Source organism: Lactococcus nasutitermitis (assembly GCF_018403765.1).
Taxonomy (GTDB): Bacteria; Bacillota; Bacilli; order Lactobacillales; family Streptococcaceae; genus Lactococcus; species Lactococcus nasutitermitis.
In genome coordinates this window covers 138,938-151,831 of sequence record NZ_BOVQ01000003.1, presented here as the reverse complement: position 1 = coordinate 151,831, position 12,894 = coordinate 138,938, and the positions used below count along the sequence as shown (strand labels likewise).

13 protein-coding genes are annotated in these 12,894 nt (G+C 38.4%); all 13 read left to right on the top strand.

Annotation, left to right across the window (positions count from 1 at the left end):
- Positions 1-77: 77 nt before the first annotated feature.
- The 13 genes from KJS36_RS03435 to glgA all read left to right on the top strand — a co-directional run bounded on the left by KJS36_RS03435 (position 78) and on the right by glgA (position 12,765).
- Positions 78-851 carry a TatD family hydrolase gene (locus KJS36_RS03435; protein WP_213534712.1) on the top strand — a complete coding sequence of 258 codons (774 nt, stop codon included), beginning with the start codon at positions 78-80 and terminating at the stop codon, positions 849-851.
- A complete protein-coding gene (locus KJS36_RS03430; protein ID WP_280520330.1) occupies positions 852-1,256 on the top strand; it encodes a VOC family protein in 405 nt (134 codons plus the stop codon).
- Complete coding sequence (locus KJS36_RS03425; RefSeq protein WP_213534355.1) at positions 1,253-1,786, top strand: P-loop NTPase family protein; 534 nt, start codon at positions 1,253-1,255, stop codon at positions 1,784-1,786. Before KJS36_RS03430 ends, KJS36_RS03425 begins: the two co-directional genes overlap by 4 nt.
- Positions 1,764-2,384, top strand: a complete 621-nt coding sequence (rnmV, locus tag KJS36_RS03420; RefSeq protein ID WP_213534352.1) for a ribonuclease M5 — start codon at positions 1,764-1,766, stop codon at positions 2,382-2,384. The genes KJS36_RS03425 and rnmV overlap by 23 nt, the downstream gene beginning before the upstream one ends.
- Positions 2,371-3,255, top strand: coding sequence for a 16S rRNA (adenine(1518)-N(6)/adenine(1519)-N(6))-dimethyltransferase RsmA (rsmA, locus tag KJS36_RS03415; protein WP_213534350.1), 885 nt, complete (start codon positions 2,371-2,373; stop codon positions 3,253-3,255). The genes rnmV and rsmA overlap by 14 nt, the downstream gene beginning before the upstream one ends.
- A gap of 136 nt (positions 3,256-3,391) precedes the next feature.
- Positions 3,392-4,447, top strand: coding sequence for a M24 family metallopeptidase (locus KJS36_RS03410; RefSeq protein ID WP_213534347.1), 1,056 nt, complete (start codon positions 3,392-3,394; stop codon positions 4,445-4,447).
- 114 nt (positions 4,448-4,561) lie between these two features.
- Positions 4,562-5,119 carry an elongation factor P gene (efp, locus tag KJS36_RS03405; protein WP_213534345.1) on the top strand — a complete coding sequence of 186 codons (558 nt, stop codon included), beginning with the start codon at positions 4,562-4,564 and terminating at the stop codon, positions 5,117-5,119.
- Positions 5,120-5,191: 72 nt separating this feature from the next.
- A complete protein-coding gene (locus KJS36_RS03400; RefSeq protein WP_213534343.1) occupies positions 5,192-5,593 on the top strand; it encodes an Asp23/Gls24 family envelope stress response protein in 402 nt (133 codons plus the stop codon).
- On the top strand, positions 5,586-6,563 hold the full coding sequence (nusB, locus tag KJS36_RS03395; RefSeq protein ID WP_213534341.1) for a transcription antitermination factor NusB: 978 nt from the start codon (positions 5,586-5,588) through the stop codon (positions 6,561-6,563). The genes KJS36_RS03400 and nusB overlap by 8 nt, the downstream gene beginning before the upstream one ends.
- 162 nt (positions 6,564-6,725) lie before the next feature.
- Positions 6,726-8,735, top strand: coding sequence for a 4-alpha-glucanotransferase (locus KJS36_RS03390; RefSeq protein WP_213534339.1), 2,010 nt, complete (start codon positions 6,726-6,728; stop codon positions 8,733-8,735).
- Positions 8,736-8,852: 117 nt separating this feature from the next.
- Complete coding sequence (locus tag KJS36_RS03385) at positions 8,853-9,995, top strand: glucose-1-phosphate adenylyltransferase (protein WP_213534337.1); 1,143 nt, start codon at positions 8,853-8,855, stop codon at positions 9,993-9,995.
- Complete coding sequence (gene glgD, locus KJS36_RS03380) at positions 9,985-11,130, top strand: glucose-1-phosphate adenylyltransferase subunit GlgD (RefSeq protein WP_213534335.1); 1,146 nt, start codon at positions 9,985-9,987, stop codon at positions 11,128-11,130. Before KJS36_RS03385 ends, glgD begins: the two co-directional genes overlap by 11 nt.
- A 198-nt stretch (positions 11,131-11,328) precedes the next feature.
- Positions 11,329-12,765, top strand: coding sequence for a glycogen synthase GlgA (glgA, locus tag KJS36_RS03375; RefSeq protein ID WP_213534333.1), 1,437 nt, complete (start codon positions 11,329-11,331; stop codon positions 12,763-12,765).
- The last annotated feature ends 129 nt before the right edge of the window (positions 12,766-12,894 follow it).

Below are 12,894 nucleotides of genomic sequence, written 5' to 3'. Positions count from 1 at the left end.
TTATAATAAGAGATAAATAATCGTGATTTTTTGGTAGCTCTGGTGCTGAAAATGACGACAGATGGGGATGGGCAATGATGGAAATTTTTGATACACATACACATTTGAATTCAGATGAATTTGTGGGACGAGAGGCAGAATTGATTGCGGCAGCGCGTGAGCTGGACGTGACACAGATGAATGTGGTCGGTGTTGACCGTAAGACGAATAATTGGGCAGCAAGTTTATCTGAAAAATACGATGCTTGCTATGCAACGATTGGCTGGCACCCTGACGAATGTGCGGAATTTGACGAAAAAGCGGAAAAATATCTTTTGACAGAACTGTCAAAACCCAAAGTGATTGCTTGTGGCGAGATTGGGCTGGATTATCATTGGATGGTGCGTCCGAAAGATGAGCAGGAGCGCGTATTTAGGCGGCAAATCCAAATTTCAAAAGAGGCGCACGTGCCTTTTCAGGTTCATACACGTGATGCGCTCGAGGAAACTTATGAGATTATTCGCTCGGAAGGCGTCGGCGTAGCTGGGGCAATCATGCACAGCTTTTCTGGTTCGCTTGATTGGGCGAAAAAATTTGTGGATTTGGGAATGATGATTTCATTTTCAGGTGTGATAACTTTCAAAAAAGCACTGGCTGAGCAAGAAGTCGCACGCGAATTACCTCTGGACAAGATTTTGGTGGAGACAGATGCGCCTTATTTGACGCCGGTTCCTTATCGTGGACGGGAAAATCAGCCCGCTTATACGCGTTATGTAGTGGAAAAAATTGCGGAACTGCGCGGTTTGACGGTGGAAGAAGTGGCTGAAATTACCACGGCGAATGCCCGAAAAATTTTCAGATTGGAGAAATAAATGAAACTAGACACTTTTGGATTTTTTGTCAAGGATCTGGCATCGATGGTCGCTTTTTACCGTGATATGCTGGGGTTTACGACCGATTGGGATGGTAATCCAGAGCACGCGGATTTGTTCGATAGCGAAACGGATTTTCGACTGATGCTTTCAAATCAGCGCTTCGTTGAGGAGCTTGTCGGTGAAAAAGCTACTGAAACACGGCTCAATCTGCGGATGGAACAGGCTTTTGCTGTCGCATCACACGCGGAAGTCGATGAGAAATTTGTCCAGTTTTCTACGGCGGGTGTGACGATTATTTCTGATCCTGTGACGTATCCTTGGGGGCAGCGTGCCTTTTATTTTGCGGATCCTGAGGGTAATCTGAGTGAAATTTTTGCCTATCCAGAAGACGAAAAAGCATGAAAATCGTGATTATCGGAAGTTCTGGCGCTGGAAAATCAACGTTGACACGGGAATTGGCGGAATTGACAAATTTTCCTGTCTTGCATTTGGACAAGGTTTTCCATAAATATCCTGAGAATATTGCGCGTGAGAAACTAATTGAAACAATGCGAGATTTTATCGCTGAACATGAAAATTGGATTATTGATGGCAATTATGGCTCAACCCTAGATGAACGCTTGCCTTTTGCTGACGAGATTATCTGGTTGGATTTCTCACGGCTAGTAGCGACTTGGCGCGTATTTACACGCTCAATCAAGACCAGAATAGTTGGAGAAAATCGTCCCGATATGGCTGCAGAATTTGTCGAAAAATGGGACAAAGATTATCTGGAATTTTTGAAATTCGTCTGGACATTTCCCGAAAAAGAAGTCCCTCAAATCAAAGAAAAACTCACAGAATATGATGTTTGGCAGCGCGTGATTGTGCTGAAAAATAAAAAAGACAAAGAAAATTATCTCAAAAAATATGACAGAAAAAATAAAAATTGACAAAGTTGTAGTCGTTGAAGGACGCGATGATACCGCAAATCTCAAGCGATTTTACGATGTGGATACCTATGAAACGGGCGGTTCAAGCATTGACGATACGGACTTGATGCGATTGAAAAGGCTCCAGCAAACGCGCGGATTGATTGTTTTCACAGACCCTGATTTTCAGGGCGAGCGCATTCGCAAAATCATCATGCAGGCAATTCCTGAAGCAGCGCACGTTTTTATCAATCGAGAAGAAGGAAAGCCCAAGTCGCGGAGCAAAGGACATTCGCTCGGTGTGGAACACGCAGATTTTGACAGCTTACAGAAGGCTTTTTCAAGCATTTCAGGCAATTTGACAGATGAAAATTTTTTGACAGAACTGTCAAAAAATAAAAAGTCGTCTGTCAGCGAAAATTCTGCTCTGTCAAAAATTTTACAAGCAGATTTGATAGAATTTGGACTGATTTTACAGCCTGACAGCCGACGTCGTCGAGAATTTCTCTGTCATGAACTCCGAATTGGCTATGCAAATGGTAAACAACTTCTCAAACGATTAAATATGTTTAATATTTCACATGAACAAATAGAAAAGGTAATGAATGACTACAACTGATATAGACCGCATCGCAAACGTCATCCGCACACAGGATATTTTGCGCCGGCACGATTTTAATTTCAAGAAAAAATTCGGTCAAAATTTTCTGACAGACCATAATATTTTGACGAAAATCACGCAGACAGCCGAACTTGATAAAACAACAAACGTCATCGAAATCGGCCCTGGAATTGGCTCGCTGACGCAATATTTGCTCGAAGAAGCAGCCGAAGTCATGGCATTTGAGATTGACAAAACATTGATTCCGATTTTGGACGAAACACTCACAAACTACGACAACTTCCAGCTGGTCAACGCAGATGTTCTGAAAGTCGATTTGAACCAGTATATCGCAAAATTTGCTCATCCAGAATACCCAATCAAAGTCGTGGCAAACCTTCCTTACTACATTACCACACCGATTCTCATGCACCTGATTGAGAGCAAAATTCCCTTCACAGAGTTCGTGGTAATGATGCAAAAAGAAGTCGCTGACCGCATTGCCGCACGACCAAATAGCAAAGCTTACGGCTCGCTTTCGATTGCGGTGCAATATTATCTGGAAGCCGAAGTCGCGTTTACCGTGCCTCGAACCGTTTTTGTGCCAGCACCCAATGTTGATAGTGCGATTTTGAAAATGACGCGCCGGGACAAACCGCTCGTTGATGTGCAAGATGAAGACTGGTTTTTCAAAGTTATGCACGCAACATTTGTTCACCGACGCAAAACTTTGATGAACAATCTCCAAGCCGCATTTGGCAAGGAAAATAAAGCCGTCATGGAAATTCAGTTGGCACAAGCCAAGATTTCTCCAAGCATTCGAGCAGAAGCTCTGACAATCGCCGAATTTGGCAAATTATCAGACGCACTCATTAGCTTCAAAGACTAAAAAATTTTGACAAAACTGTCAAAAAATAAAATCAATGCTTCACTTGGCATATTTTAAATTTTGTGATAAATTGAAAGCAACAAGATTTTTTGACAGAACTGTCAAAAATATTTTCTTACAAAAAAAGGAGAAAAAAATGAGAATTGAAAATCTCAAAGCCAAAATGGCACGGGAAAATCTGGAAAGTTTCCTTATTACAGATATGAAAAATATCTACTATTTGACAGGATTTTCAGGCACAGCCGGCACAATATTTCTCACGAAAAACCGCAATATTTTCATGACCGACAGCCGATATAGCGCAATGGCAAAAGAAATTATCAGTGGTTTTGAAATCATTGAAACACGTGATGCACTCGCTCAGTTGCCAGAAATCATTGCCCACGAAAACTTGAAAACAGTCGCTTTTGAAGAAACCGTTGATTATGCGTTTTTTAAACAACTTTCCACGATTGTACGCAATATTGAAATTTTTAGCACAAGCAATTTTCTCATGGAATTTCGACAAATTAAAGATGAAGATGAGATTAGAAATATCCGCAAAGCCTGCGAAATCACAGATAAAGCCTTCTTAGATGTCCTCAAATTCATCGAACCAGGTCGCGAAGAAATCGAAATCGCCAATTTTCTCGATTTCAAGATGCGCGAATTTGGTGCAAGCGGCACTTCATTTGACACAATAGTCGCTTCAGGCAAACGCAGCAGTCTTCCGCACGGTGTAGCAAGCCACAAAGTCATCGAATTTGGTGACACAATCACAATGGATTTCGGCTGTTTTTACGAACATTATGCCAGCGACATGACACGAACGATTTTCGTCGGCGAAGCCAATCCAAAAATTGCAGAAATTTATCATGTCGTACGTGAAGCCAATCAGAAACTGATCGATAAAGCCCAAGCAGGATTAACTTATGCTGACTTTGACAAAATTCCACGAGATGTGATTGAACAAGCCGGATTTGGAAAATATTTCACACACGGTATCGGACATGGCGTTGGACTTGATATCCATGAAATTCCTTACTTTGGACAGAAAATGACCGAAAAATTGCAAACAAATATGCTGGTCACTGACGAACCAGGAATTTACCTGCCAGATTTAGGTGGTGTCCGGATTGAAGATGACTTACTTATCACAGAAAATGGCTGTGAAGTTCTGACACAAGCGCCTAAAGAGCTGATTGTCATTTGAAAAAATCAAACTTTTGTGATAAAATGAATTGTTAAAAGCTATTGAATTTTTGAAGTCTATTTAAAATGTTTAATAAGCAAAATCTAAAGTATTTCTAAGGAGAAACAAATAATAATGGTTGCAGCACACGAACTCAAATCCGGTATGACATTTTTGAATGGAGATAAACTCCTCCGCGTTATGGAAGCAAATCACCACAAACCTGGTAAAGGCAATACAATCATGCGTATGAAATTAAAAGATGTCCGTACAGGCTCAACTTTTGATGATACATACCGTCCAGAAGACAAATTTGAACAAGCAGTTATTGAAACAGTAGCCGCTCAATACCTTTACCAAATGGACGACACAGCTTATTTCATGAACAATGAAACATTTGAACAATACGAAATCCCAGTTGAACAAGTCAAAAATGAATTGCTCTATGTCCTTGAAAACACAGAAGTAAAAATCCAATTCTACGGAACAGAAGTTATCGGTATCCAATTACCAACAACAGTTGTCCTAGAAGTCACTGAAACTCAACCATCAATCAAAGGTGCGACAGTAACAGGCTCAGGAAAACCCGCAACAATGGAAACAGGACTTGTTGTCAATGTTCCAGATTTCGTTGAAACAGGTACAAAACTTGAAATTAACACACAAACAGGCGAATACCTCAAACGTGCTTAATTAAAAAATGAAAAAATCATTCTGTCACCGTTGATAGAATGATTTTCCGCCAAAAATAAAGAGGAAATCAAAATGGCAGAAAAAACTGTACATAACGAAGAACTCGGCGATATCGTTATTGCTCCCGAAGTTCTTGAAGTTATTATTGGTATTACAACTTCAAAAGTTGAAGGCGTCTATTCCCTTCGCAACAAACGTTTTTCAGATAGTCTTGGCAAAAAATCTGAAGGACGTGGTGTATATATTGACACAAAAGATGATAAAATCACCGTTGAAATTTATGTTTACCTCGCTTATGGTGTAAGCATTCCAACTGTGGCTGCCAAAATCCAAAAAGAAGTGAAAGAAGCAGTCGCTCAAGCCACTGAAATTGACGTTGATAATGTCAATATCCACGTGGTCGGTGTGGTAACGGCAAAAGAACCAAAGCCAAACATTGAAGACTTGTTTGATGAGGGATTTTTTGATGCCTAAAAAGCTCACACAACATGAAATACGGCAACGTGCTGTACAAACGCTTTTTGCCTATACTACTCAACATAGTATGTCAGAAACGCTCGTTAAAGATTTTCAAGAAAATGTAAAAAAACTTGAAATAGCTATCACACGTCCACCACGTTTCGACGTTGCTTTTCAAGATGACAGGATTATCATTCGTGATTTTCCAAAATCAATCACCACTTCACTGAAAAACTTATCAGAAATTTACGAAATTCTGTCAGTAGAAGATATTGAAAAAACAGCCGTAGCAAAAGCACTTTTATTTATTCGCGATTTTGGAAGTCACACAAAAAAAATGCGTGAAGAAGAAGCTATCGAGCTCTATCAAGGTGTTTTTAATAATCTAAATCTTGTTCGCCTATTCAGCATTGAATTTGAAGAAGAAGCAACAGCACCGAAAGTTCTTGAACTTCTTCGTAAAATCCCTAAAAATGCAACAAATGAAGAAGCACACAGTCTATTTCTCGAAGTATTTTCAAGAATTCACGAAAGTATCCTTGAAAAATATAGTTCTGACATTTTCACAGCACTTACTCTACCAGATGAGTTACATAAAGAATTAGCCAAAGCAGAGCAAAAATTGCAAGCTGAAAGCGAAAAAATACTAGAAAACTCAATAGATTTTGCTCTCAACTATGATAATGAAGAAGCAGAAAATCGTGAAGTACCAACTTACTTTACAACAGTCATTGACGGTATTCTTTCTAAAAAATCAATTCTTGAAGCGACAATTTCAGAGCATCTTGCAAAAAATTGGTCTTTTAATCGTCTTACGCTCGTAGAACAACTTGTTCTAAGCATCGGTACTTATGAAATTCTCTTCACAGAAACACCAGATATTGTTGCAACGAACGAAGCTATTGAACTAGCCAAAGACTTTAGTGATGAAAAATCCAGCAAGTTCATCAACGGTATTCTCACTCATTTTATTAAACAAGATTAAGCAAAAAAGAACTTCTTAAAGAAGTTCTTTTTTTATTTTCTGTATAAGAAAAAAATTTTTTGTAATTCATAATAAATAGTGGTATTTTTTCTATGAAAGCGTTATAATTAAAAATGTAGAAAACGTTTTCTTGGAAAAATAAGAAAACCACAGGAGGAAAAAATGGAGGAGGATTTCACAATTCAACCTTATGGTCCACATCCCCATCACACAGGAATAGCTGTCCCCATCTTTGCCCTAAGAAGCAAGAATTCAAGCGGAATAGGTCAATTTTCAGATTTGAAACTTTTAGCTGATTTTGCGCATAAAAGCGACATGGACGTTTTGCAGCTCCTGCCAATCAACGACACAATAACTTTTATGGACTGGCGAGATTCGTATCCTTATAGAGCCATTTCAGTTTTTGCTTTGCATCCGATTTATTTAGATATTCATGCTTTTCTTGATGATTATACAAAGCTTCAACAAACCGCACTTTTGGAAGAAGAAGAACAGCTCAATGCGTTACAGCAGATAGATTATGAGCGAGTACTTGCCTTCAAATGGAAATATGCGAAGCTCATTTATGACAAGCAAGCTACAAAGCTCAAAGCAACAGCAGACTATCAAAACTTTTACAATAAAAGAAAAGATTGGCTGCTTCCATATGCTTGCTTTAGCTATTTGCGCGACAAAAATAAAAGTGCAGAGTTTTCAAGCTGGGGAACTTATGCAAATTACACAGAAGATATTTTTGAAAAACTCAGTCAAGATAAGAAAGTCGCTGATATTCTTGATTTACACATTTTTGTACAATATCTTTTGCACACACAACTCAAAGAAGCTGTCGATTATTGCCACAGTTTAGGTGTCGCGATAAAAGGTGATATTGCGATTGGTATTGCGCATGATTCAGTAGATGCTTGGGTCAATCCAGATTTATTTAACCTTGATATGCAGGCAGGTGCGCCACCAGATGTTTTTGCTGTCAATGGACAAAACTGGGGCTTCCCAACTTATAACTGGGAAGAAATGGCAAAAGATGATTATGCTTGGTGGAAACACCGTATGACCGCTATGTCAGAGTATTTTGATGCATATAGATTGGACCACATTCTAGGCTTTTTCCGTATCTGGGAAATGCCAGCAGGCAGTGTGCGCGGACTTCTCGGACAATTTTCACCAGCGATTGCGATGTCCGCAGAAGAAATCGAAAATAATTATGGCATACCATTCCGTCAATGGAGTCCAGAACGTTTCACAAAGCCATTCATTAAAGATTGGGTCATTGATGAAGTACTTGGACGTGACAATCGTGATTATATTATCCAACGTTTCCTTGACTATGTCGGTGGTGGCAATTACCAGTTCAAGCCAGACTTTGATACTCAAAGAAAAGTAGAAGCTGCAGGATTAGAAGATTGGATGCGTGACGGACTTTACACACTACATGAAAATGTTATTTTTGTCAAAGACCGTAAAAATGAATATCTCTATCATCCACGGATTACTTTGATGACGAACACTTCTTTCCGTGAATTTGGTAATGAATACAAAGAGCGGATTGAACGACTCTATAACGATTATTTCTACGGACGCAATTATGATTTCTGGAAAGAACGTGCTTATGAGAAATTACCAGCGATTAAACACGCAACCAATATGCTCGCTTGTGGCGAAGATTTGGGAATGGTGCCAAATAATGTTCCTGATGTTATGTATCGCCTAGAGATTTTGCGTCTCATTATCGAGAGAATGCCAAGTGATGATAGCTTTGTCAATGGCCTGCAGTATGCACCATATTTGAGCGTGGTGACAACATCAAGCCATGATACGAGCAATATTCGCGCCTGGTGGCAAGAAGACCGTGCAGTCACACAACGATATTACAATGAAATCATGGGCTGGTATGGTGAAGCTCCTTGGGAAGCAACACCTGAAATTGTTCAGGAAATTATCAAACGGCATCTCAACTCAGATGCAATGATTGTTGCTCTACCAATTCAAGATTGGCTTGGAATGAGTCCAGATTTACGTTTCGCAGATCCTCATCAGGAGCAAATCAATATCCCAGCAGAAGCTTTCCATTACTGGCGCTATCGTCTTCATCTCAACCTTGAAGATTTAAATAATAATACAGGATTTACAAATTTCTTATCCCAATTCGTCCAAGATTCTAAGAGAAGCGTTTAAGATTTTTTCTCTACGAACGAGTTTCGCATATCATTTAGTTTTTTAAGAAAAATATTATAAAATTAACTTACATTATTAAAAAAACATTAAAAAATGAGAAATAAAGGAGGATTTATTATGGGCATCGAAATGCTTGGTCTTATTCTTGCAGGCGGTCAGGGAACACGTCTTGGCAAGTTGACAAAAGATATCGCAAAACCAGCAGTACCTTTTGGCGGACGTTATCGTATCATTGATTTTGCACTTTCAAATTGTGTAAATTCCAATGTAAAAAATGTAGGTGTGATTACTCAATATCAACCACTTGTTCTTAATGCACACATCGGAAATGGCGCACCTTGGGGTTTAAATGGAGTCAATTCAGGAGTGACGATTTTGCAGCCATATTCTTCACAAGATGGCTCAAAATGGTTTGAAGGGACATCACACGCTGTTTACCAAAATATCGCTTATATCGACCAGCAAGACCCAGAATACGTCCTGATTTTATCAGGCGACCATATTTACAAGATGGACTATGAAGCTATGTTGGAAAGCCATAAGGAACACGATGCAAGCTTGACCGTCTCTGTAATGGAAGTTCCTATCGAAGAAGCCAGCCGTTTTGGTATCATGAATACGGACGAAAGTGACCGAATTATCGAGTTTGAAGAAAAACCCAAAGAACCAAAATCAAATCTTGCCTCAATGGGAATTTATATCTTTAACTGGAAACGTCTGCGTGAAGTCCTTGTCAATGGTTATGCCAAAGGAAATCCAATGGAAGATTTCGGTGGTGACGTTATTCCAGCCTATATTGAATCTGGAGAAAATGTTTTTGCCTATCGTTTCAAAGGTTATTGGAAAGACGTTGGTACGATTGATAGTTTGCACCAATCAACAATGGAATTTCTTGATTTAAATATGGAACTTGATATCAAGGATAAAAATTGGCGGATTTACAGTCGTAATGATATCTCAGCACCTCAGTTTGTTACAGAACAAGCAGAAGTCAAAGACTCTTTGATTGGCGATGGTTGTTATGTTAATGGCAAAGTGAAACACTCCATTCTCTCGCAAAATGTTCATGTACAAGGTGGCACAACGATTGAAGATAGCTTTATTATGAGTGGTAGCTATATCGGCGAAAATGTTACGATTAAAAATGCAATTATCGGTGAAAATGCAAAAATCGGAGATAACGTTGAAATCATTGGCGATGGTGAAGTAGCTGTCATCGGACATGGAGAAGTGAAAGGGGAACATAAAAATGAACAATAATAATAAAATGTGTGCGATTTTGTCAAGCGTCACTAAAAATCCAAATATGTCTCCTTTAACAGATGAACGTCCAGTTGCGACTTTGCCTTTTGATTGCAAGTACCGTTTGATTGATTTTCCGCTTTCATGTTTGTCAAATGCTCATGTCAATAGCGTTTTTATGACTTTTAATGAGGGAGAAACGCAATCTGTATTTGACCATTTGGGAGCTGGAAGTGAATGGGGCTTAGATGGTATCAATAATCGTTTCTTCATCTATATTTACCAAGATTTTGAACGTTTACGTGAAAAAGGTCTGGCTTATTTCAATCAACAAATCAATTTTCTCCGTAAAGCAAATTCTCCATATACAGTGTTGATTGGTAGTAAATTCATTTGTAATGTTGACTTAAATGCAGTTCTAAAAATTCATAAAGCATCAGGTAAAGAAGTAACAGCTGTGTATAAAAAAGTATCTCCTGACTTAGCAGATGATTATGATACAATTATCCGCTTTGATGAAGATGGAAAAATGCACGATAGCTATAAAAATCAGATAGAAGATTTGGCAGAAAAAGAAGCACTGAATATCAATATCTTTATTGTGAACACGGACTGGCTGATTGACTTTCTTCATCGTATGCAAGAAATCAATCAAATCAATTCGATTGCCCATTTGTTGCGCGCTCACATGAATGAGTTTGATGTCAATGGTTATGAATATACAGGCTATATGAGTAATATAATAAGTATCAAAAACTTTTATGATGCTAATATGATGATGCTTGACACAGCAAATTTCACTTCACTTTTATATAGCAGTCAACCTGTTTTAACAAAGATTAAAAATGAAGTGCCAACATTTTTCTCTGAAGAAAGTAATGTTGTCAACAGCCAATTAGGCTCTGGTTGTGTTGTTGAAGGAACAGTCAAAAATTCACTGATTTCTCGTGCTTCTACGGTTGAAAAAGGAGCAGTCATTGAAAATTCTTTGCTCTTTACAGATTCAGAAGTGAAAGAAAATTCAAACATTAAATACGCGATTATTGATAAACACGTCGTGATTGAAAATGGAGTATCTGTCATTGGAACAGCAGAGAAGCCAGTTGTGATTCCAAAAGGAACAATTGTGACAGAAGATGTAATACAACGATAGTCACTGATTATAAGTGGCGTAGATTATTCTGCGCCATTTTATGTAAAAAAGAATGAAATTTTGATAGCTTTGTCAAAAGTATAGGAATATTTTTGACAGAACTGTCATATTTTGTGATAATAGTGTAAAATAGAAAAAGAGAAGTTTAAAGAGTTTTCTAAGAAATAAAATTTTTACAGAAAACACGGAGGTTAGAGAATGAAAGTTTTGTTTGCTTCAAGTGAATGTGCACCTTTTTTTAAAACTGGTGGACTTGGCGATGTTGCAGGTGCTCTCCCAAAAGAGCTGGCAAAAAAATCTGATGTAGAGGAAATAGCAGTTGTTTTGCCATATTTTTCAAGATTGATTAAAGAAGAACATCGCATACTTTTAAAAGATGAATTCTGGGACTTTGTTGACGTAGGCTGGCGTCGTGAATATGTTGGTGTCAAGAGTTTGATAAAAGATGGTGTCAAATATTATTTCCTAGATAATGAACATTATTTTGGACGTGGTGAATTTTATGGTTATGAGGACGATGGCGAGCGTTGGGCATTCTTTGACCTTGCAATTTGTCAGATATTGGAAAAGTTAGACTTCATTCCAGATGTCCTGCACGTCAACGATTTTCATACAGCGATGATTCCTTTTCTTTTAAAAGAAAAGTTTCAATGGATAAATGCTTATCAAAAAATTAAAACAGTACTTACCATTCACAATATTGAATTTCAAGGTGTGATGCAAGGAACAGCTCTAACAGAGTTATTCGGTATGGGAATGGAACGTTATTTTGAAGGTGTTGTCCGGCATAATGGAATGCTCAATATGTTAAAAACAGGTATTCTATACGCTGACCGTGTCAACACAGTCTCACCAAGCTATGCACAAGAAATTCAAACAGAAGCATTTGGCTGCGGATTAGATGATGTGTTGCGTTATGTCGCTGGAAAAGTTTCTGGGATTTTAAATGGGATTGACTATGATGTTTACGACCCAGAAACTGATTCACAGATTGCTCATCATTTTACAGCAGATGACTTGACAGGTAAAGCCAAAGATAAGGCAAATTTACAAAAAAGAATGGGACTTGTTCAGCGTTCAGATGTCCCATTGATTGGTATGGTGTCACGTTTAACTACGCAAAAAGGTTTTGATATCGCTCTTTCGCAACTTGATGCGATTTTGCAGCAAGATGTACAAGTTGTTCTTCTGGGAACAGGCTACACAGATATTGAAAATGGCTTCAAGTATTTTGCAGGAAAATATCCAGATAAACTCGTCGCTCACATCACTTTTGATTTGCAACTGGCGCAGGAAATTTATGCAGCAAGTGATTTTTTCCTCATGCCATCAGCCTTTGAACCTTGCGGACTGTCGCAAATGATTGCAATGCGCTATGGGACATTGCCAATCGTTCATGAAATTGGTGGATTGAAAGATACTGTTAAACCATTTAACCCAAATACAAAAACGGGAACTGGTTTTGGATTTGTTGATTTTACAGGCGAAGTGTTACGAGATACAGTCATTCGTGCGGTTGAACTCTATGAAAATGATAGTGAAACTTTTGAAAAATTGCGCAAGGAAGCAATGACAGAAGATTTTTCATGGCAATCTAAAGCACAGCAATATGTTGATTTATATGTCTCTCTTTGAAAACCAAATAGAAAATTTACGCAAGCGATTGCGTAAATAATAAAAATATGTTAAAATCATCATGTGCAAATGAAAATTTGCAGACATTGTAAGAAAGTAGGTATTTAGTGTTTCCTACTTACTAACAAA